Origin of the sequence: Paenibacillus bovis, assembly GCF_001421015.2 — a bacterium.
Lineage (GTDB): Bacteria > Bacillota > Bacilli > Paenibacillales > Paenibacillaceae > Saccharibacillus > Saccharibacillus bovis.
In genome coordinates this window covers 3238105-3260566 of sequence record NZ_CP013023.1, presented here as the reverse complement: position 1 = coordinate 3260566, position 22462 = coordinate 3238105, and the positions used below count along the sequence as shown (strand labels likewise).

The 22462-nt window shown below is 47.0% G+C and carries 21 protein-coding genes; 6 read left to right on the top strand and 15 right to left on the bottom strand.

Annotation, left to right across the window (positions count from 1 at the left end; translation table 11 throughout):
- Positions 1-118: 118 nt before the first annotated feature.
- Together AR543_RS13930 and AR543_RS13925 are read right to left on the bottom strand one after the other, a co-directional pair.
- Entirely contained in the window at positions 119-520 is a 402-nt protein-coding gene (locus tag AR543_RS13930) for an NUDIX hydrolase (protein WP_060535089.1), read from the bottom strand.
- Positions 521-660: 140 nt separating this feature from the next.
- Positions 661-1356: a Crp/Fnr family transcriptional regulator gene (locus AR543_RS13925; protein WP_060535088.1), complete on the bottom strand. Its 696-nt coding sequence runs from the start codon at positions 1354-1356 to the stop codon at positions 661-663.
- A 258-nt stretch (positions 1357-1614) separates the two neighbouring features.
- On the opposite strand from AR543_RS13925, the gene AR543_RS13920 reads away from it, so the two are divergent.
- Positions 1615-2181, top strand: a complete 567-nt coding sequence (locus AR543_RS13920) for a GNAT family N-acetyltransferase (protein ID WP_060535087.1) — start codon at positions 1615-1617, stop codon at positions 2179-2181.
- A 111-nt stretch (positions 2182-2292) separates the two neighbouring features.
- Here AR543_RS13920 and AR543_RS13915 read toward each other — a convergent pair whose 3' ends face one another.
- Positions 2293-2721: a DMT family transporter gene (locus tag AR543_RS13915; protein ID WP_060535086.1), complete on the bottom strand. Its 429-nt coding sequence runs from the start codon at positions 2719-2721 to the stop codon at positions 2293-2295.
- Positions 2722-2827: 106 nt separating this feature from the next.
- A complete protein-coding gene (locus AR543_RS13910) occupies positions 2828-3478 on the bottom strand; it encodes a serine/threonine protein kinase (RefSeq protein ID WP_227871750.1) in 651 nt (216 codons plus the stop codon).
- Positions 3479-3964: 486 nt separating this feature from the next.
- Between AR543_RS13910 and AR543_RS13905 the strand changes: the two genes are divergently transcribed.
- Positions 3965-4429, top strand: a complete 465-nt coding sequence (locus tag AR543_RS13905) for a MarR family transcriptional regulator (RefSeq protein ID WP_060535084.1) — start codon at positions 3965-3967, stop codon at positions 4427-4429.
- A gap of 116 nt (positions 4430-4545) precedes the next feature.
- Positions 4546-4959, top strand: a complete 414-nt coding sequence (locus AR543_RS13900) for a hypothetical protein (protein ID WP_060535083.1) — start codon at positions 4546-4548, stop codon at positions 4957-4959.
- Positions 4960-5406: 447 nt separating this feature from the next.
- Here AR543_RS13900 and AR543_RS13895 read toward each other — a convergent pair whose 3' ends face one another.
- The 9 genes from AR543_RS13895 to AR543_RS13855 form a co-directional block, all read right to left on the bottom strand.
- Entirely contained in the window at positions 5407-7242 is a 1836-nt protein-coding gene (locus tag AR543_RS13895; RefSeq protein ID WP_060535082.1) for a UbiD family decarboxylase, read from the bottom strand.
- Between the two features lie 95 nt (positions 7243-7337).
- Positions 7338-8867, bottom strand: coding sequence for a serine hydrolase domain-containing protein (locus AR543_RS13890; protein WP_060535081.1), 1530 nt, complete (start codon positions 8865-8867; stop codon positions 7338-7340).
- 165 nt (positions 8868-9032) lie between these two features.
- Positions 9033-9500, bottom strand: coding sequence for a DinB family protein (locus AR543_RS13885; protein ID WP_060535080.1), 468 nt, complete (start codon positions 9498-9500; stop codon positions 9033-9035).
- A gap of 117 nt (positions 9501-9617) precedes the next feature.
- Positions 9618-10571: an MBL fold metallo-hydrolase gene (locus tag AR543_RS13880; RefSeq protein WP_060535079.1), complete on the bottom strand. Its 954-nt coding sequence runs from the start codon at positions 10569-10571 to the stop codon at positions 9618-9620.
- A gap of 112 nt (positions 10572-10683) precedes the next feature.
- A complete protein-coding gene (locus AR543_RS13875) occupies positions 10684-11727 on the bottom strand; it encodes a threonine aldolase family protein (protein ID WP_060535078.1) in 1044 nt (347 codons plus the stop codon).
- A 214-nt stretch (positions 11728-11941) separates the two neighbouring features.
- A complete protein-coding gene (locus AR543_RS13870) occupies positions 11942-12598 on the bottom strand; it encodes an S-layer homology domain-containing protein (protein ID WP_060535077.1) in 657 nt (218 codons plus the stop codon).
- 182 nt (positions 12599-12780) lie between these two features.
- Positions 12781-13509 (bottom strand): YebC/PmpR family DNA-binding transcriptional regulator, encoded by a 729-nt coding sequence (locus AR543_RS13865; protein WP_060535076.1) that lies wholly within the window; start codon positions 13507-13509, stop codon positions 12781-12783.
- Between the two features lie 364 nt (positions 13510-13873).
- Positions 13874-14278 carry an NUDIX domain-containing protein gene (locus tag AR543_RS13860; protein ID WP_060535075.1) on the bottom strand — a complete coding sequence of 135 codons (405 nt, stop codon included), beginning with the start codon at positions 14276-14278 and terminating at the stop codon, positions 13874-13876.
- 161 nt (positions 14279-14439) lie between these two features.
- Positions 14440-15996 (bottom strand): ABC-F family ATP-binding cassette domain-containing protein, encoded by a 1557-nt coding sequence (locus tag AR543_RS13855; RefSeq protein ID WP_060535074.1) that lies wholly within the window; start codon positions 15994-15996, stop codon positions 14440-14442.
- A 438-nt stretch (positions 15997-16434) separates the two neighbouring features.
- Here AR543_RS13855 and AR543_RS13850 point away from each other — a divergent pair, with 438 nt between their 5' ends.
- The 3 genes from AR543_RS13850 to AR543_RS13840 are packed head-to-tail and all read left to right on the top strand — an operon-like array spanning position 16435 to position 19545.
- Positions 16435-16902: a sigma-70 family RNA polymerase sigma factor gene (locus AR543_RS13850; RefSeq protein WP_237087966.1), complete on the top strand. Its 468-nt coding sequence runs from the start codon at positions 16435-16437 to the stop codon at positions 16900-16902.
- Positions 16899-17273, top strand: coding sequence for a hypothetical protein (locus AR543_RS13845; RefSeq protein ID WP_060535072.1), 375 nt, complete (start codon positions 16899-16901; stop codon positions 17271-17273). The genes AR543_RS13850 and AR543_RS13845 overlap by 4 nt, the downstream gene beginning before the upstream one ends.
- Positions 17263-19545, top strand: coding sequence for a hypothetical protein (locus AR543_RS13840; RefSeq protein WP_060535071.1), 2283 nt, complete (start codon positions 17263-17265; stop codon positions 19543-19545). The genes AR543_RS13845 and AR543_RS13840 overlap by 11 nt, the downstream gene beginning before the upstream one ends.
- Before the next feature lie 183 nt (positions 19546-19728).
- On the opposite strand, the gene AR543_RS13835 is transcribed toward AR543_RS13840, so the two are convergent.
- Positions 19729-20904, bottom strand: a complete 1176-nt coding sequence (locus tag AR543_RS13835) for a sugar ABC transporter permease (protein WP_060535070.1) — start codon at positions 20902-20904, stop codon at positions 19729-19731.
- A gap of 11 nt (positions 20905-20915) precedes the next feature.
- The gene (locus tag AR543_RS13830; RefSeq protein WP_060535069.1) at positions 20916-22436 is read right to left on the bottom strand and encodes a sugar ABC transporter ATP-binding protein; all 1521 of its coding nucleotides are present in this window, start codon (positions 22434-22436) and stop codon (positions 20916-20918) included.
- Positions 22437-22462 lie beyond the last annotated feature (26 nt).

The following is a 22462-nucleotide window of genomic DNA, read 5'->3' as shown; positions in this document are numbered from 1 at the left end:
AAAATCCCCTCTACTGCGTCTCATGTCCCTACATTTGCCGGTTGGGCAAAAGCAGAAACGGAACGTGCAGAGGGGATTTTTTCTTTTATAGTCAACAAAGACCAGTCAAAACGCTACGTTATACGATCAGGCCCCGCTTATGCAAATCTTCCATAATTAAACGGGTAGCTGCCGATACCTGTTCAATATCCTTGTATCCCAGCCATGCTGTGGTCTCGATCTCGCTCGCTGGCTGAATCGTTCCTTCGTATTCTCCTGTATAACAGGACATGCGCACAACGGTATCTGCGCTTTTGCTGTCTGCTGCCGCTTCGAATACGCCAAAGGAAGATACCGATGCCGGATGAATACGTACAGACAACTCCTCCTCTACTTCACGAATGAGCGTTTCTTCATCACTCTCGCCTGTTTCCCTTTTACCGCCGGGGATATAATATAGTGCTTTTCCTTTGGAGCGTGCGCACAGAATGCGCTGATCCTGTATATGTATCCAGGCAATTTTATCGATAATGGTAGTCATTGGGATTCTCCTTTATGATGTGATATGAAGCATGACGCCGAATCAAATATAACTGTAGATGTAAATGTAGACAAGGATCGTTTACAATAGAATATCCACCTAATCTGGCACATTTGGCATTCAGATTGATCAACCGCTATCTAGAACACGGCAGCACCCGCCAGTTGGTAGAGCGCGGGACGATTCAGGATGGCAATGCTGCCTCTTTTGCGAACGATCCATCCTTCTGTACAGAACTGCCCAATCACCCGGTTCAGATGCCGATAGCTGGTACCGATCAGATTAGCGATATCCGTCAGGTTATAATCAGCCGGATGACCGGTTATCAGCACCGGATTCTGTTCGGTAGTTACAGATAATAGATAACTTGCAAGCCGGGTCTCGACCGGATGCATCAGATTGAAGCTCATTGAATCGGACTTGATCCTGAACTTGGAAGTAATAATCTTCAGCAGAAACTGCAGTAGCGGCGGATGATCCTGTCCGTATCGATACAGCCATTGATACGGGATACCCAGCGCTTCTACCTGTGTAACTGCCTCTACGGTATTCATATTTTCGATTTTCTCGATATATTCAATGTCTCCGATCATCTCGGGCGGTGTTTTAAAAGAAAGCACCAGCGTCCGTCCTTCCGGTGAAGTAGTGGAGGTTTTGGTCATTCCTTTGACCAGTACATAGAGCATCTCGGATTGTCCTCCCTGTCGGCAAATCTCCTCACCCGGTTCAAACAGATACAGAGATACATGCGGCAGCAGAGGTTCATGAAATACATCCTGAATATCGAATTGCTCCAAATAATCGGCCAGCTGCTGCCGATTCTGATTCTCCTGCATCCTGATCCTCCTTTCATAACAGATATTAATATATGGCCGCGTACTCTCCTGACTATTATACCGAATATAACAGATACAATGATTAGGACATATGTCCTTCATTATCATCACCAAGACGTTAGATTTGTAGAACAGCGTGGTAAGGAATATCATATACAGACAGCTACAAACAGCGATACAGTCAGTCTGCCTTATGTATTGATAGCGGCCTATCATTCTTATGAACCTGATTCGCAAAATTATTGGAGGCTAATAGCAATGACATTAACACTAACCACATATCATGCCTGGGACCAGGAACTCTGGGATCAGATACGTCCCATTTATACCGAAGCTTTTGTGCATGGCGCCAAGCCGGAGAAAATTCTCAAAGCCATGCTGGATCGCGGAATTGCTTTTCTGCATGCAGGCTGGGATGAAGGTGAACTGGTCGCTATGGCAGTAACCGGATTGAGCGGCCCGGCCGAAGCGCAGAATCTGATTATTGATTATATGGCGATTCGTCATGATCGGCGTGGTCGGGGCGAAGGCAAAGTGTTCTTTGGCCTGTTGCGTGACTGGGCCATAGAGCAGCACCATATCCATGCGATTATTATTGAAGCAGAGGCGGAAGACACTGCCGAGAACCGGGAACGGATTGTATTCTGGGAGAAATGCGGCTTTATCGCTACGGATTATGTGCATCATTATATCTGGATTCCGGAGACATACCGTGCGCTGGTACTGCCCATTGCACCAGGACTGGTCATCCATGATGATGGACAATCCCTGTTTAGGCAGATTACTTCTTTTCACGAGAAATCATTTCTCAAAAGTAAAGCGTGAGACAGATGTGCAGTTGCTACTATGAATGCGGATGGGAACCAAATAAAAAAGCAGAGCCTTGTTTGCAGGCTCTGCTTTTTCTGTGTACCATTTTCATACTATTCCGGCTGCTCAGCTGAGACGCAGTATAATAACTCCCGCAATCATTATGCCGATCCCGATAAACTGGGGCAAATGCATAGACTTCCTGACCGTATCGAACCAGCCTCTGGAATCAATAGCAAATGTCAGACACAGCTGCGAAATCAGGACAGCCGAGACCGTAAGCGTCGCGCCGACCAAATGGATCGCCGTAATATTGCTGAATACGATAATCGCGGCAAAAGCGCCTCCCAGCAAATAAAGCGGCTTGACCTCGCGAAATCCGCGCCAGTTCCCGCCACGCATACATACAAGAATCAGCCCGGCCAGAATAAATCCACCCAGCTGATTGATCATAACCGCTTTCCACGTTCCGATATCCTGTCCTACCCGCGAATTCACTACGCTCTGCAGAGCAAGAAACACACCGGCCAGAATGGAAAATAACAAACCTTTCATCTTCTGTTCCTCCTTGATTGGGTCCTTGCTCATTATACCGATAACTTGGCATTTCGTCGTTAGGACATATGTCTCGATAATCATAAGACCCGACAATCGGCAGAAATCAGGAACGAAGTGCTGCGGCTGCAGTTCTGTTTTTGTATCGACGATAGATCTGGTATCCTTTGCGTACTCCCTCCAGTACAAATCCGGGCAAAGGAAACACAAAACGTGAAGCGATCGGCCAGTAGAATTTGTAATAGGCCTTTTTAAAATCCGACCACATCCGGCAATCTTCCTGCTTGGAGAAATCGGAGATGTCCACGATCAATCCGCGTCCATTGGCGATCATAACATTTTTACCATGCACATCATGGGGACGCAGGTTGCGGGAGACCGCATAATCCAGCGCAAGATCGATATCCCTGATCGCCTGCGGCGGAATGCGGATACCTTTTTTCATACACTCATATAATGTTGTGCCTTGCAGCTTTTGCAGAATCAGAAAGTTATCGCCTGCATAATAACAGCGGGAATAGGCCGGATGAGTACCAAGCAGTCGGTACACCTCCGCTTCTTCCTGAAGTCCCTGTTTGCCGTATGCATAGACCTTGACTGCATAATCCGCGTAATCCGGATGATAAAAAACAGCTGCATAATTGCCTGCACCGAGCAGCACCCACGGCTTGGGATAATAGCGCACCTGAATAGGTTCCATAGGATGAATACTTTCGATAATAATCTGTTTTAGAAAATGCTCTGTTACTTGCTTCAACAACTGCTCCATCATGACACTCCCTGTATTGAATATTGGACCCGCTATATGATTTCCGGGGTTATGTATACGATTAAATATCTGTTTATATATACTGCTATTCTGACATAAGGTTACAACTACAGGCCATAATTTATTTGTCGGCAGACAGGAATAGTGTTATTAGTCTTTTTCTGTCCAACCAGCTGGAGGTTGGGCTAGAGAATATCAATAGGACATAAAGTGACCCTATTTATATGAATGGATATCTGTAGATAAGTAGCTAGCAGATCATGATCAAGCCGCATAGCTATCCTGAACAATAACAAGCCAGCTTGCCTATCCATCCATGGTCTGATCATGTGGATAAGCAAGCTGGTTTGTTTCATTTATATAGTTAACGCGCTGGCAGGAACGACAAATGAATATAATTAACACGATTGACAGACTAATAGTTAACTGGTAAACTAAAATTATTAACCGGTTAATTATTAGGAGGATATCTTGATGAATACTATGCAAAAGCAAGCATTTCAAGCAGTGGAGCAGCTATTACTCAAGCGTGAGCAAAATGTGCAGCGGCAACAGCAGCTGGCCGAACAAATGGCAACAGAAATGGAAGTGTCCTCTCACAGATGGACAATTACCCAGCTACATTTACTATCGATTTTGCAGACACAGGGTCAGGTCAATAATATGTATCTGGCTGAGCAATTACGTATTTCACGACCAGCTGTTACCAAGGCGACAGCGATTCTGCTCAAGCATGAGCTGATTCGAGAAGTACGAAGACCTGACAATCTGAAAGAGGTCTATTACACCCTTACACCAGCAGGTGAGCAGCTCGCTACAATTCATGAGCGGCTGCATAATCGTTTGTTGGAGCAATACGAGCAGCTGTTCAGTCAGTTTGATGAGTCCGAATTGACGACGATTATCCGATTTTTGCATGCGTGGGCGTCGTATATATAATGACTTTAATTGTAATGCTTCGATAGCGTTGATATCTGCTGCTTCACCTGCTTGCACCCGAACATGGCGAATAAAGCGCAAGAATAATATCTTTTATATCAATGGAGGATCACACAATGAACAAGCAATTAAGCAAATCCGAAGCACTGACATTTTTAAATAAAATGTATCGCGATGTAGTTATTGGTATGGATGACACATGTATTGAACAGTATTTTGTCCCTGAATATGTACAGGTTACCGATGGCGTACGTAGTAATCTGGATGAATTCAAGCATCATGTTCGTATGCTACGTCAAGAGGTACAGTCGATTAAGATTTCACCGTTTACGCATTATACCTATGACGAGCCTATACAAACAGCTACCCTCCGCTACATTGTTGATGTAGTGAAGAAGGGTGGCAAACGTGGTCAGGTAGAGCTGATAGCGATTTTTGAGTTACAGGGTGAGCAGATATTACGTTGTCATGAGCTATCGTCTCCACTGGATCAAGGTGCCGATTTTAAAGACATTGCGAGCTTGAGTTAATTGAAATCTTCTTTTTTGCTGCTGTCTCTCTGGGCGCAGCCGAAGCATAGTGCTTCTTCCACCGCATCCAGGTAAAGGAGCACGCCATCCACAGCCTTGATACTGACAGCGATCCAGCAATAAGCGGTATCGTCATGATGCTGATCTAGCTATTCACGCTATGCTGCTCGTAAGGTGATCGGTAAAATGGATTCTGTGTACATGTGGGGTGGCTTCTTTCCGTAATTGGTACAGGTTTAATCTGGCTGGCATTGGATCATGCTTGCTGCGGCTGCTGATACAGATACAGAATAGAGTACAAAAAAGAACAGCTACACAACACGGCAGCTGTTCTTTTTCCTATCACGGATATCCATGTCTTGGCGATTGCTGGATATCGTTCATTTTCCACAATGCATTCTTGTCCTCATTCCGGCTATGACTCCCTGTCTGGATCGTGCAGGCAGATTATTTCAGTTTGATCTCGCTCAGACTGCCTCCACTGGCAAACAGTCGCTCGATCTTCTGCTCGACAGCCGGATCCGGTACAAGCGGTGGGGCCTGATGCGGCTTGACCCGTGCATCAATAATCATATTGTCGCAGCCCCAGTGCTTGTTCTCATAGAAGCTGTTTGTTCCATAAATATCGTGGGACGGATTACTGCGGGTAAAGGTCACCCACAGGAAATTGCTGAGTGTCTCGCTTACCATTGTGCTATCATCACACAAAATAATCATGGGTACAGAGGCGAGTGTTCCTCTGGCTTCCAGACTCGCACAAATATCAGCCAGTTCCTGGCGGGCAGCCGCATAATCGGTGAACGGCATACTTTGTACCGCAATTACACCCGGCATAACAAGACGCGGATTGAACAGTGTACGCAGATGCTGAAGCTCTTCCGGCACTTCGCGGCACAGATCACGCCGTTTGTCCCCATAAGCGGCAAAGATAACTTTACTGCCGGTATTGAGTCCTGTCCCTGAATAATCCAGGGTATCAATTGTCGTATTGGTCTGGAAATGAATATCCCGGTGCAGATCCATCCGCTCCAGAATATACCCGATAAAGTCTGCTTCCCGATGCGTATCCAGCGGAATCTGATCCTCTGCTGTAATAAATAGATACTTGGCCAGACTCACCTGGCCGGTGCCCAGAATCCGGTTGGCAATTGTCAGAATCTCAGCCGGCTGCTTGACCTTTTGATACGGAGTATAGCGCTCGCTGCCGATCGCAAACAGCAGCGGATGCACACCAGCGGCATCGACGGCATGCACTTCCTTGACTCCCGGAATCTCCTGTTTGACGGCATCGCCGGTCAGTTCGTGAATCAATTCACCGAATACGGTATCTTCCTGCGGCGGACGCCCCACAACGGTAAACGGCCAGATTGCATCATGACGGGCAAATACTTTGTGTACTTTCATTACTGGAAAAGGATGAGCCAGACTGTAATAGCCCAGATGGTCACCAAATGGACCTTCCGGCTTGGTAGCATCCGGATAAATCTCGCCGGTAATTACAAAATCGGCGTCATTGCTGACACAATACCCGTCAATATAGCTGTAATTGAAACGGCGACCGGCGAGCAGTCCGGCAAAAGTCATCTCGCTCAGCCCTTCGGGCAGCGGCATGACAGCAGATAATGTATGTGCCGGAGGACCGCCGATAAAAATACTTACTTTGAGTGGTTGTCCCAGTTTGTTAGCTTTGGACTGATGGACTCCGATACCGCGATGAATCTGGTAATGCAGGCCAATTTCCCGATTCAGTTCATAGTCATTGCCGTTTAGCTGGATACGGTACATCCCCAGATTGGAATTCATAATGCCCGGCTTGTCCGGATCTTCGCTGTATACCTGAGGCAACGTCACAAAAGCTCCGCCATCCATCGGCCAATGCTGGATTAGCGGAAGATCGCTGATCTGGATTTCCTGCGCCGTTACCGGCAGCCCGTTTGCTTTTTTGGAAGGCAGTGCTTTAAAGGCAGCAAGTCCATTTTTCATATTACCAAAAGGATTTTTCAGCGCCTTCATCGGATCACTGCGCAGGGCGATAATATTCTCGGTAGATGCCCACGTACTGCGGAAAATAAACCGGCTGCGCTCCATTGTACCGAATATATTGGATGCTGCACGAAATCGAGTTCCTTTTACATTTTCAAATAATAATGCCGGACCGCCGGCTTCGTATACTTTCAGATGAATCGCAGCCATCTCCAGATGAGGGTCCACTTCTTCCTTGATTCGGATCAGATGACCATTGCGTTCCAGATCCATCAGGCACTCTTGCAGGTTGCTGTACATAGATTTATCTCCATTCATGATCGGCTGGTATTTGGATAATGCACGTATGGTACCATTATAGTCGCATTTTCACATGGAGACAAAAGGCGGTTTCGTTACGGATAGGAACGTCTGATGCTTCGGGAATGACCTTTATGTCGAGCCAGCCATATCAACTTCAGTATGCCAAGGAGTATCCAGAGAACCAGACCTGCCAGAAAAGCATGTCCCATGCCAGGCAGGAACAGCAGAATCACTGGCCAGGATACCAATGCTATCCCGGCATACCAGATCAATAAGGCAGGCAGTGCAATCTGAAGCAGTATAATCAGAATGATGCGCAGGATAGAATATCCTCTGCTTGCAGATGGACGTAATCCTTTTTGGAACAGCCGCACCAGCCTCCAGATCAATAGCAATACCAACACTACGCTCAGCAGATTAATAATCATGTATATGGCAGAAGTCCCCGCACTTCTGCCTACCGGTTCAGGAGATTCATGATGAATAATCTGCTGAATACCGGTCAGAATACCTTCATAGGATGCTGAATCCAGGTAGTCCAGTGAATTGGTCAGTACAACGATTCCGTATTCTCCATCGATCATCATTTTGGAATAACTATTTTCCGTAGAGCCATTATGAGAAATCGTACTGCTTTCCACTACCCATCCCATAGCATAGTGAGCCCCTTCGCCCATATCTGAAGCAGGTGCATGCATAGCTGCTATACTTGCCGGGGACAACAGCCGATTGCTGCCGAACTGTCCTTTGTTCATCTGGGCTATCAGAAAATGGGCCATATCCTCTGCACTGGACATCAGATAGCCGGAAGGCACTGTGCCGCTATGCTCCAGCTGCGCAGTCGGCAGCATCCAGCCCAGAATAGGCTGGTATCCCTGATATTCTTCTCCTGCAAGCTGTGCCTGCTGCCGGGATGCATAGCTGTGCGACATATTAAGCGGCTGGAAGATATGACTGCTGATATAGTCTTCATACGTTTGCCCGGATATGGCTTCCACGATACCGCCGAGAATATTATAGTTCAGATTGGAATACTCAAATGTATGACCTGGTGTAGATTGAGGACTGACATTTTGGAGACTTCGAATATGCTGCTCCAACGACCCTGATCCCTGGGTTATTGCCTTGATTCCATCCACTTGTGGCAATCCGCTCGTCTGATGCAGAAGATCAGCGATCGTTATTTGCTGTAAAGCCTGTTCATCTGCCAGACGGAACCAGGGTAGGTACTGCTGTACTGGATCATCCAGCCTGATCTTTTTTTGCTCGGCCAGTTGCATAATGGCTGCAGCCGTAACTGTCTTACTCATGGAGCCTATTACAAAAGAAGTAGTTGGTGTAACCGGCTTGCCTGCACGATCAGCTTTGCCATATCCTTTGGCATATATCATTTTCTTGCCATGAACGATGGCTATCGATGCTCCGGGGATATGCAATTTTCTCATCGTCTGCTGCATAAACTGATCTACCTCTGCCGGTGAAAAGGACGCATTCTGTTTCGGTGCAGCATCCGTCTTACCGGCATAGGGTAACAGAACTCCACCTATCAAGGTAAAAACAAGAAGTGTGAACAGCATAAATACTTGTACAGAATGCTTTACGAAATGATAGGGCTTATTCATTTTTTCAATTCCTTTTTATGTAGGTTGATGTAACTGCTTAAATAGCTTATTTGCTTAAATGCATATAAAAAAGGCAAGTCGGTGCATCCGCTTGCCTTTTTGTTGTGTATCTGCTTACTGTCTGTTTAGTAATGATATATCCTGTAAAGATACTTGCTTGCTCGATCAGCCCTGCTTGAGCAGGCGGCTCATTGCATTGATCATCCCGCTATGGGAAGACTCATGGGACAGGTTCAGTTCCAGCAGATCATTAATAACTTTGGCACCTGCAAAATTATCGGCTTTGCCTACAGGTGTATCAAGTTGGTCTGCGAATACTTCACGAAGCTGTTCAGGCTGCTCATTGAGTACCTTTATTATTTCATCCCATGCCGGCGGTTCGCCATTCCATTCTGCCGGTTTGGTACCCGGTCCGAAGAATTCGGAATACGCTTTGGGAAGTTTTGGTTCTTTGCCGGCAAAGCCATATACAATACCGTCTGTTACAGTGACGATATGGCCGATCTGCCAGTGGAGATTGTTATTGAATCCCTGTGGGACCGTTGTTCTGTGCTCTTCCGGAAGATTCTCAAAATATTTTTGAATATTCTGACGGTTTCTTGCTGTCCATGTAAAAATAAATGAGTTTGACATAATTACCTCCTGAAAATAAGTATGCGTCCTCTCCTATCTTACCCCTTGGCCGGGAGCATTGTCCAACGAGCCTCCTGTTTACCGCAGAATAAGCAGTAGAATTCCAGACGGTTCATACTACATTTTCCTGAAATACACCCTGTCATTATGCACAAACGAATCTGCAAAGCCTTCCTGCTGCAAATACATAAGCCGTGACAATGCTGTATAGAATTCAAGCAGCTCCTGGGTGCCGGTATGACGGTGTCCATATAGTTCCCGGCAGAGCTGACCAGCTGTTTTGCCTTCCTTGTCCATCATGCCCAGCAGCTGTTGCATACGAAAATGATGGGCATTGCGCACATCGCGGATACGCTGGCCCAGATCATGGATAATATGCTCATGTCCAGGCAATACGAGTTCTGCCGGATATTCCTTGATCTGATCCAGAGAGCGGAAATATTCTTCGAGCGGACTATTGTCCTCTTCTGTCCAGCAGGGCACCATCGGAGCCGTATCTGCAAATACCATATCGGCACATAGCAGTATACGCAGCTCTGCATTCCAGAAGCAGAAGTGATCCCAGGCATGTCCCGGTGTATGGATCGCTTCATATTCCTGATCGCCTAGCATCAGTTTGTCCCGATGTCCATACAGCTGATCCGGTTCCAGAAAGCTGCCACCCATATGGCGATAGAATTGCTTGGCAGACACTTCAGGTCCGTCATATTTGATGTTAAAGGCGTACGGAGTAAGATCATCTTCGGAGAATTGCAGCCACTGTTCATGATACATCTTCATGCGTTCATAGCCGATCTTGGAATAGATGATCGGTACGCCAATTTCCTGCCGAAACCAGCTGGCCAGCCCAATATGATCCGGATGTCCATGAGTAATCACGACTTTCTCGATGATCAGTCCATTCTCGATCAGCTGCTGCCATTCCCGGCGGGTGGCTTCATCATTCACTCCGGTGTCGACCACCGTATAGCCTTTGGTTCCTTCAAACAAATAACTATTCACTTTCCCCTCTCCCAGAGGCAGGGAAAGACGGAATACATGATCTGCCAGTCTGACGAGTCGCTTAACCATAAGTTCTCCTTCGTGATGAAGTAGTCGGATACACACCGGTGCATCATCTGCGCGGCGGTATCATGGAACGTAAAGTGTACGAATTACCCTATGATTTTGGATGAGAAACGTTTTATTTGCTAACAGCTGCTCCGCTAATTGCCAGCAGTTCTTCTGCAAATGCCTGTACATCTTCCTCGGCTGTCGCCCAGGAGGTGACCAGGCGGATTACGCTGTGTGTGTCACTTGTTTTCTCCCAGTGACTGAACAGATAACGGGATCGCAGCTGCTCGAGTACCTCATTCGGCAGAATCGGGAACAGCTGATTCGTATTCGAATCAATCATAAAGGAGTATCCCGCTTCGGTGATTGCCTGCTTGAGTAGAGCAGCCATCGCATTGGCATGAGCCGCAATCCGGAAGTATAATTGATCGCGGAACAGCTCGGCAAATTGGATGCCCAGCAGTCGGCCTTTGGCGAGCATGGCTCCATTTTGCTTGATGTGATGGCGAAAATCCTGCTGCAACGCCGGATTCACGAGTACAAGTGCTTCGCCGAACAGTGCTCCATTTTTCGTACCACCGATATAAAAGGCATCTGTTAGTCTTGCCAGATCCGGTAGTGTCACATCATTTCCCGGGGCAGTCAGTGCAGAGCCTAGACGCGCGCCATCCAGGAAAAAGTACATGTGATGGCTGCGGCAGTAGGCAGACAGTTCTTCCAGCTCTTGCAGGCTGTAAAATGTGCCAATTTCAGTGGAATTGGACACATATACCATCCGCGGCTTGACCATATGCTCGGAGTTGTGCGCCGCCCGAATGCGTTCGGCCAGTTCCGGTGTGAGCTTGCCCTGGGATGCAGGAATCGTGAGTACTTTGTGACCCGAGGCTTCGATCGCACCCGTCTCATGGTCCACTACATGACCGGTCAGCGCAGTAATAACTGCTTCGTGCGGACGCAAAGCCGAAGAGATCAGCACGCGATTAGCCTGTGTGCCGCCAACCAGAAAATGTACCTGTGCGTGATCCGACTGTACGGCTTCACGAATCCGGTCTGCTGCAAGCGCACAGTATTCATCCAATCCATAGCCTATAGTCGACACCAGATTGGTATCCTGCAGTGCCTGCATAATAGCAGGATGGGCACCCTCGCTGTAATCATTCAAAAAGCTGATCATCGTATGTCACCTCGGTAAAATATTGTCGATGCAATGGTTATGCTTTCTCCATTGTAGTATACGAACCAAAGGATAACCAGCCGGAAATGCAGCTGCAGGTAATAAGCACTTTTAAGACAAGACGAAGAGAAACCGCTGACAACGGAGTACGGACTCTCCATTGGGTAGCGGTCTGGTCATATTATGAAGAAAGCGTGCAAAGCAGCATGATCTGTTAAGAAGTCTGGTCAGCGTTGGTAGTTCCTTTTTGCTCCATTAGCTTCAGACTGTGAGCCAGCCACTGCGCTGCATCCCAGCGAGTGATCGCCGACTGTGGATGGAAAGTTCCGTCTCCATTCAGCTCAGCGATCTGATAATGCAGCATACGCTGTACAGCTCCTTGCAGCTCCGGCTTCAGCTGGTTATTATCTTTAATCGTCACCGGTTCGAGTTTAATCATTGGGAAGTTGCCTTTACTTTCCAGCGTCTTCATGAGCAGACCGGCGAATTCCTCACGTGTAATCGCAGCACCGGGGTGCACGTCCTGTGGCAGCTTCACATCATTATAATAACTATTAACTAACGCATCCGCGTACCAGGCATCATCTTTTGCATTTTTGTACATATCTGTCGGTACAGGCATTTTGATAAAGCGAATCGTATCCAGATTCAGATCAAATGCGTTCACCAGCATCGTAACTGCCTGTGCATAGCTCAAATCTTTTTCCGGTGCAAAATGGTTTCCGTCTATACCACTGAGCACTCCCTGCTGCTGCAGCTCCTGAATCACCTGGCCTTGCGCGTTATTCACATCATCGAATGCCATAGCACTATGGAGACTCGCACTACAAAGCAGCAGAGCCATTGATGTTGTTATGATTAATTTTTTCACATGTATCGCCTCCTGTATGCTTACCAGACGAGAATACGCTTCCAAATGTTGCTGACAGCAAAATACGACTATATACCAAAAAGCAGCACAACCAGATCGTCTCCGGTCGTGCTACTTTTTGAATAGAATGGTTGCAAGGCTTCGCATCCAGGTCGATGCAAAATACAGCCTGCTGGTATATCTTATTGCTCGTCTGCAAATTCGACGTTGTGGTAGACCTGCTGCACATCTTCCAGATCTTCCAGCGCATCGATCAGCTTGTCGAATTGAGCTTCGGCTTCCGCATTCGGCAGAGTTACAAAGGTTTGTGGCAGCATCGTCAATTCAGCGACTGTAAAGTCTTCGATACCTGCGCCTTTGAATGCTTCCTGTACAGCATGGAATTGATCCGGCTCGGCATAGACGATAACGGACTCGTCTTCCTGCACGATATCACGCGCATCCACATCTGCGTCCATCAGGATCTCCAGTACTTCTTCTTCGCTTTTACCGGCTACACCGATAACGGCTGTTGAATCGAACATGTACGCTACAGAACCGGCTACACCCATGTTGCCACCATTTTTGTTAAAGGCGGAACGAACTTCCGGAGCGGTACGGTTTACGTTGTTCGTCAGTGCATCGACGATGATCATCGCTCCGTTTGGACCAAAACCTTCGTAGCGCAGTTCGGAATACTGCTCGTCTCCGCTACCTTTGGCTTTATCCAGCGCGCGATCAATGATCGCTTTGGGTACGTTATATGTTTTTGCACGCTCCAGCACGACTTTTAGAGCACTGTTGGATACGGGATCAGGTTCACCCTTTTTCGCTGCTACATAGATCTCCACACCGAACTTGGCATAGATTCGGCTGGTATTGGCGTCTTTATTGGCTTTTTTTTCCTTGATATTATTCCACTTACGGCCCATATAATTCGCTCTCTTTCTAATTGTGAATTTATACGCTACTTATTATAACCTGTTTTGGAGGTTAATGAAAATATTTCGCTCATTTTGGCGTATTCGTTGGTGGTCAGGGTGAAAGAAACAGTTGGTAGGGTATGGTGTATAGAGACTACGCTGCGAAAAGGGATCCTGCCGGCGGCCTCCGATTAAGAATGGATATCTGTAAGGATTGTTGATGGCGGTAGATATCCATTCTTAAATGTCGGCCTCTGGCAGGATTCCCTTTTCTCCGCTCTGTGCTGAGAGATGGTAGTATGGTATCTATCTATTTACTTTATTACTTTTGATTTTTCAATAGTTTCTGGGCGATGGGTACAAAAGGATACTTTTATATAAGCTGCTGTTGCGTAAGCAGCAGGGCCTGGGCAGAGAACATAGCGATATTGGGCGGCAGGTTGGTTAATGGGAACCATTTCATATCCAATAATTTATCCGGCTCGCGGTTGATGGCTGTGCCGGTGGTTGTGCGGGTGCTATAGATGAGTGACAGGATATGCTGCTCGTTAGATTCGCTGATCAGCTCGGAGGTGCATATCAGTTCTCCGGGTTCGATACAGAGATTCACTTCTTCCTGGACTTCGCGGATCACGGCCTGCTGGAGGGTTTCGTAGGGATCTACTTTGCCTCCAGGGATACTCCATTTACCTGCTTCCGGTTCCTTACCGCGCAGAATCAGTAGCACTTCGTTTTGTTCGTTGAGTATGACGGCTCCGACGCCGATGACGATAGACATGGATTAATCTCCTTTTTCTATTGATAAAGAATATGTAGATGAGTATAAAACAAAATCCTGTCTGAACAGAAATCAGACAGGATTGGAGATACAGCAAAGTCATTGTACAGCTAATGATTGCCACTGCGTATACCTGCAATCATTGCTATATTTGGCTAATATTAGAATACTTTGGTCGTCCAGGATTCGCAGTTCCACGTCTCGGTCACGATGTCCTTGTAGAATTCCGGTTCGTGAGAGATCATCAGAATGCTGCCTTTGTAGGCTTGCAGCGCGCGTTTCAGTTCGTCCTTAGCATCAACGTCCAAGTGGTTGGTCGGCTCATCGAGCACGAGAATGTTGGTCTCGCGATTAATCAGCTTGCACAGGCGGACTTTGGCTTTTTCGCCACCGCTCAGTACTGCGATCTTGCTCTCGATGTGTTTGGTAGTCAGGCCGCATTTGGCCAGAGCTGCACGTACTTCGAATTGGGAGTACGACGGGAACTCGTTCCAGATCTCTTCGATACAGGAATTGTAGTTATCCGACTTCATTTCCTGTTCGAAATAACCGATCAGCTGGTGCTCACCACGCTCTACCGTACCGGACAATGCCTGAATTTCACCGAGGATGCTGCGCAGCAGTGTCGTTTTACCGATACCGTTGGCACCAACCAGTGCAATTTTCTGACCGCGTTCCATACGCAGATCCAGCGGACGGGACAGCGGCTCATTATAACCAATCACCAAATCCTTGGTCTCGAAAATCAGCTTGCCGGCTGTACGACCGACTTTGAAGTTGAACTGTGGTTTTGGTCTTTCCTGTGCCAGTTCGATCACTTCCATTTTGTCGAGCTTCTTCTGGCGAGACATCGCCATATTACGGGTTGCGACACTCGCCTTATTGCGTGCCACAAAGTCCTTGAGCTGGGAAATTTCCTGCTGCTGACGCTTGAACGCAGATTCCAGCTGCTGTTTCTTCATCTCATAGACTTCCAAGAAATAATCATAGTCCCCAACATAACGGTTCAATTCCTGATTTTCCATATGGTAAATAATGTTAATAACACTATTTAGGAAAGGAATATCGTGAGAAATCAGAATAAAAGCATTCTCGTATTCCTGCAGGTAACGAGTCAGCCATGTAATATGCACTTCATCCAGATAGTTGGTCGGCTCATCGAGCAGCAGAATATCGGGTTTCTCGAGCAGCAGCTTGGTCAGCAGTACTTTGGTACGCTGTCCACCAGACAGATCGTTGACATCTTTGTCCAGACCAATATCGGTAAGACCCAGACCACGTGCGGTCTCGTCAATCTTGGCATCGATCAGATAGAAATCCTGTGCAGTCAGTGTATCCTGGATCGTACCAACCTGCTCCAGCAAATCTTCCAGTTCTTCGGGAGTCACATCGCCCATTTTGCCGTACATATCGTTCATTTCCTGCTCCATATCGAGCAGGTACTGGAATGCACTTTTCAGTACATCGCGAATCGTCATGCCTTTTTCCAGCACAGCATGCTGATCCAGATAACCAACACGCATACGCTTGGACCATTCTACTTTGCCTTCGTCCGGCTGCAATTTGCCGGTAATAATATTCATAAAGGTGGATTTACCTTCGCCGTTGGCGCCGATTAGTCCAATATGCTCGCCTTTTAGCAGACGGAAAGATACATCTTTAAAAATAGCCCGGTCACCAAAGCCGTGGCTGAGTTTTTCTACATTTAATATGCTCATTCATTACACCTTTTCTGTTAGACTTTTTCCTTTATTCCTACAGCCCCATCGGGGCAGTAAGCTCATCCTGTCTTATTATAGAGATTATTAGCGTACAACTCAACGGAATTATTCAAAAATGAAAAGCTTATTTTACAGGAATTATCGGCAGTAAGCTATCTGAATTGAATAATATGCCTGCAGGTATACCGAGTTTTCGGAATACAATTCTGTCAGTCATTAGAGAATGGAAGACGCTATGATGGTTTGGAAATAAAATGGGAAGCAGATACAATGGGGAACGGGAAAATGATTAATTTTGCATTTCATGCAACCTCTACACCATAGCACGCATCCTAGTCTATAAAGGGGGAGTTTCATCTGGACATTGTCGATAGACTGAAGAACAGGGATGAGACTGCTCTTCGTCTGTTAATGAATGAATATGGAGATACATTGATGCGGATAGCTTTTCTGCTGGTCCGGGATCGGCAGGCTGCCGAGGAAGCTGTACAGGATACCTTTATTCAGGCTTACCGCCGTATCGGGCAGCTGCAGGACGCCAGCAAATTGAAAAGCTGGCTTATACGCATTGTCATCAACCGCTGCCGAATGAAGCAGCGTACCTGGAGCTGGCGCAATATTTTCCCTGGCGGCGGAGCCGAAGAATTGCCGGATGCGGAATTAACCGGGTCTGCAGGAGCGGACGAGCTTGTTATGAAATACATAGATCAACATCATTTGGTTCAGGCAGTACAGCAGCTTGACTATATGTATCGCGAATGTATTGTACTTTACTATTTTCAGGAAATGAGTATACAGGAGATCGCCGATCAGCTGAAAAGCAAGGAAAATACGATCAAATCAAGACTGGCCCGAGGACGCAGTCAGCTGCGCCGCCTGTTGGAGGAGGATAAACAACCATGACAGCCGATCATTCACCGAATCAAGAGCAGCAGTATATCCGGCAGCAGCTGGAGCAGGAACTGCAATCAATTCAATTCCATGGACATGATGATGTACTTCATCAGACTCATCCGGAGAGCCTACGCTCCCGAATACATGCCCTGTGGAATTATGAATTTGAGCTATCGCTACGACCCATAGGTATTACAGGCGCTCTAGCTGCTGCCACTTTTGCAGCTTGTCTGATCCTATTTAATAATAATCCGAATCCACCTGCGCAAGATCCGGCAAATCCGTCTTCCTCGGATTCGCAGCGGCAACTTATACAAATAGGCGGCAATACGTACTGGCAGGATCAATATGAACAGGCGGTGAAGCATTATGAGAGTTAGATTTAAAGTAAAACATATCGTATTATATGTCCTATTGCCTCTCCTACTGATCTCGTCTACCGCCTATGTATTAATGATGCCGCAGGTTTCCTCCTGGCTACATGGCCGGACCAATCAATCGCTGGCTGAACAGCGATCCGAATTACTGGAAGATCTGGCCAAAGCCTCTGCTCCGGAACGAATAAATATCATTCGTGAAAAGGTGATCGGCAGCGGCAGCAGCTACACGCCGTTTGCTTTTGATGTCTATATCGGTTCCAACTCCAGTCAATGGGGAGATAGCTCGGAATCTGATTCTCCTCTGAAGCCGACAGAACGAATCGATCTGCTGAATGAATACATTACTCAATCTGTGCCTGGCTATGAGCTGGAAGAAGCGTCGCAGCAGCTTGTTTTCCTGTATGATTCCCTTGGACAACAGAAACAAGCCGATCAGGCACTTCAACAAGCCATGGCCAAATTCCCTACGCCATCCGAGCAGCGCAGTCAGCTTGCTGTCCTGCAGGCAAATCGTCTTCTCAACGAAGGAGATCAAGATAGAGCCAAACAAGCTTTTGAGAAGATTCATCCAGAGACCCTGGACGAAAATACTAATCTGAAAGCCGAATGGGCACTACTGCATGCCCGTCTGCTATATATCGACCACAAGGCAGACCAGGCACTCGTTGTACTGACAGATGCTATCAAGGAATTAAAGGAAAACAGTTCCTCTTCCGGAAGTGATCCAGCGAATGTCTCAGGTTATACTCCATTAATCCGAATGCAACAAACGATACAGGCAGCTATCCAGCACCATGAATACGCAGCAGGTACCGTGCAAGGAACATTGAAACATAGCGATGGCACCCCTGTTGCCGGAGCGGGTATATTTCTGATTGCCGAAGGTGATCTAAACTCCTATTCCTCCAATGCATCTGATTCCGGTCCTTATCATACGATGACAGATGCCCAGGGACGTTATGCTTTTCATGCGGTTATGCCTGGATTCTATCAGCTGCGGCTGGGTCTTTCCTTTCAACAGGTCGATGGCTGGACCTGGCAGATTCCTGCTGATCCGTGGATTCATGTAAATCAGGGCAAACAACTGCAGCAGAATCTAATACTGCAGCCATTGATCCAGCTCAAACAGCCGGTGAACGACCAGATCATTACAGATGATCGCATCACTTTCAGTTGGCAGCCTGTGCAGGGTGCAGCCTATTATGAACTCGAAGGCGGTATACAGCTACCAAAGGGAAGTTCACGAAGTGTGGTAAAAGGAAATATCCGTACTCCTTCCACAACGATTACAGCCGAAGAGCTCTACAGAATGTCGATGGGATTCTCCTATGGATCTTCGGGAAATTTTGAATCGGTTGTACCGGAGTCTATTCTGTCTTTTATGAATCCGAATGTCCGATTGTCATGGAATGTGATAGCTTACGACTCGAATGGGCAATTGATCAGTCAAAGCAACGGGTATCGATTGACTCGTGAAAGTATGGGTTCCCTTCCCTTTTTCTATCTGAAAAACCGGACTTTAACGACAGCTGACCGGATACTGTTGGACAAAAAGCCGGAAGATGCTCTGGCCGCTTACCGCGAGGCTCTAGCTGCCAATCCACAGGATGTTCATGCGCTTCGTATGCTTACCCGTATGCTGAGTACCAGGCAGTCCATTATGGAGAATACAGCGGATAATGATGAATATATCGAGCTGATGCAGCGTCTGCTGCTCCTTTCTCCGAGCAGTCAGGATGCTTCTGTTCTGACAGATTATTATTACCGGCAGCAGGATTGGACAGCATACAACAAGTATCTTGAGCTGTATCTTACGCTGAGTGATAAGGAGGTCACTGGAAATAAAACGGCACTAAGCTCTTATGAACGATCTACGTATGCGGTCGCCCTGATGGGGCAAAACAAGCTGCAGGAAGCCGATCGGCAGTTCAAACTGGCGATGCAGCAAGATCCTGACCACCGGTTTGTTGGAAGTTATATTGCGAACCGGCTGTATATGGATCGTACGCTGGAGAGTGCGCTCACGCTGGCAGAACAATATCCTCAGCATGAGTCCGAACAAACCGCCTATTTTTGGACCAATCTTCTACAGGATATGCAGGCAGAACGTACCCACTACTCAAATAGCGATCTGTACGATCAGGAATTGCAGCAAAAGCTGGGATGGTATGTACAGGGAAAAGAAGACCGTCTGAAGCAGTGGACTTCTCACCCTACTACCCATACACCGATTTTGCAGAAGTTTATGAAGGCTCTGCTGGAAGTGAGATAATAAAATCCATTAGTATCATGTTCAACATATACAATCGATAAATATACCAAAACAGGAGCATCGCGGATTTATCGCTGTGCTCCTGTTTGTGTATACCATGATAGAGTTTCACCATTGGCAAAGTCATGTGTTCGGATCGTATGATAGATTTTGTCCAGCACATACCCGACACATTCCGAATGATTAACCTCTCTTCTTACGGGTCATAACATCGAAGATAACAGCGAGTGCGAGTACACCGCCACGGATCATGTACTGATACGAGATTCCTACACCAAGCAGGTTCATCCCGCTGGAAAGGGAAGCCATAACCAGGGCACCGATGATAGAGCCGGTTACTTTACCCACGCCGCCTGCTGCGGATACACCACCAACATAGGCAGCAGCAATCGCATCAAGCTCGAACAGCGTACCTGCTGTTGTAGTTGCAGATTGTAGACGGGAAGTATACAAAATACCGGACAATGCAGACAGCATACCCATAGAACCGAAGACGATATAAGTGATCTTCTTTACGTTAATCCCGCTCAAGTGTGCTGCTTCGGGATTACTACCTACTGCATAGATATGACGACCAAGCACAGTCCGAGTGGTCAGGAAATGATAAATGATAACAACTGCCAATGTAATCACAACGGTCCAGGAGAAACCGTTATATCCTGCCAGAATCCATGTTACATAAGCGATGATAGCGGATACAAATAACATTTTAACAACAAAGATCTGGTTGGATACAACTTCGAACTTGTACTTGATCTTCTGTCTGCGCTTGCTGGCTTCCGAATAAATAAAGAACAGAATAGTAATGGCTCCGATAATCAGCGCCAGCAGATTCAGACCGCCGATCTGTGCGATAGCTGGCAGATAGCCATTACCAATCGCATTGAAATTGTCGTCTTTGACGATGATTGTACCTGTTTTCTCGGTCACTTGCAGCAGCGCGCCGCGGAAAATCAGCATCGCAGCCAGAGAAGATACGAACGATGGAATACCGATCGAAGCAACCAATACACCATTGAACATACCGATAACAATACCGAGTACCAGAATAATCGGAATCGTCAGGTAAAACGGCATCCCCATCTGGGAAAGCATAATCGCTGCAATCGCTCCCATAAAACCGGCTGCAAAGCCGACCGAGAGATCGATATGCCGGATAACGATAACAAGGGTCATACCGACTGCGAGTACGGCAATATATCCTGTAGCATCCAGCAAGTTACTGATATTACGGGAGGACATAAACAGACCATCCGTCATAATCGAGAACGTCAGCATAATAACGAACAATGCGATATACATACCATAATCGCGGATATTTACTTTGAGCAGTGATCTTGCCTCAGTAAAGAAATTCACGGCTTAGCCCCCTATTGTGTAGCAAAGTGCATTATTTTTTCCTGATCGGCTTCTTCGGCCGTCAGCTCACCTTTGATCTTGCCTTCAGCCATAATATAGATCCGGTCACTCATACCGAGTACTTCCCCCAGCTCGGAGGAGATCATAATAATACTCATGCCTTCGCTGATCAGCTTGTTCATAATCGTGTAGATTTCAAACTTGGCTCCAACATCGATTCCGCGTGTTGGCTCATCCAAAATGAGCAGCTTCGGTCCTACAAACAACCATTTGCCGAGCGACACTTTTTGCTGATTCCCACCGCTTAGATTGCCCACCGTCTGTTCAATCGAGGAGGCTTTGATATACATGGAGTTTTTGTAGCCGCTCGCTACCTGAACCTCTTCATTCTCGTTCACTACACCACCGGGAGAGATATGTTTGAGGTTGGCCACCGTTACATTATTTTTGATATCCTGAATAAGGAATAGTCCATCGCCTTTGCGATCTTCGGTGACATAGGCGATACCCGCCTGAATAGCGTCGCTGGTATGCTTGAATGATCTTGTTTTGCCGTCAACCTGCAGCTCACCTTCGAGCTTGTAGTTTTTGGGATTGCCAAAGACACTGAGAGCGAATTCGGTACGTCCCGAGCCCATCAAGCCGGCGATACCGATAATTTCGCCTTTATTGACATGCATGTCTACATTTTTGACGACATGACGACCAAGTTCCTGATCATAGGCACTCCAGTTTTTCACTTCCAGAATTGGGCTGCCAAACTTTTTGTCCGGACGTTTTGGATAGATATCTTCGATATCCCGGCCGACCATATTTTTGATAATCGTCGCTTCCGTAATCTCGCCTTTGGCACCATCCAGTGTACAGATCGTTTTACCATCACGCAGCACGGTGGCTTTGTCTGCGATCGAGATCACTTCTTTGAGTTTGTGGGAAATCATAATACAGGTAATGCCCTGATCCCGCAGATCCCTCAGCAGCTCAAGCAGATTCTCACTGTCATTTTCATTCAGTGCCGCTGTTGGCTCATCCAGAATAAGCAGCTTTACATCTTTGCTGAGTGCTTTGGCGATTTCGACCAGTTGCTGCTTGCCGACGCCCAGCTCGCGAATCGGCGTCTCCGGATTCACGTTCAGCTTGACCTTTTGCAGCATTTCCCTGGATTTGATAATCGTCTCGTTCCAGTCAATAAGTCCTCCGCGCTTCACTTCATTACCGGCAAAAATATTCTCATAGACACTCAGGTCCGGGAAAAGAGCCAGCTCCTGATAAATGATGACAATGCCTGTTTTGACACTGTCACTGATCCGGCTGAAGTTCATCACATTGCCCTCATAAATGATATCGCCTTCGTACGTACCATACGGATAGACTCCGCTCAATACTTTCATCAGCGTTGATTTGCCTGCACCATTTTCGCCGATCAGACAGTGAATTTCACCTTTAGCGACCTGAAAGTTTACGTCGGATAAAGCTTTTACACCGGTGAAGCTTTTGGAGATGTTGCGCATTTCCAGAATATTCTCGCTCACTGCTGTTCCTCCTTGCCTGCTCTTAC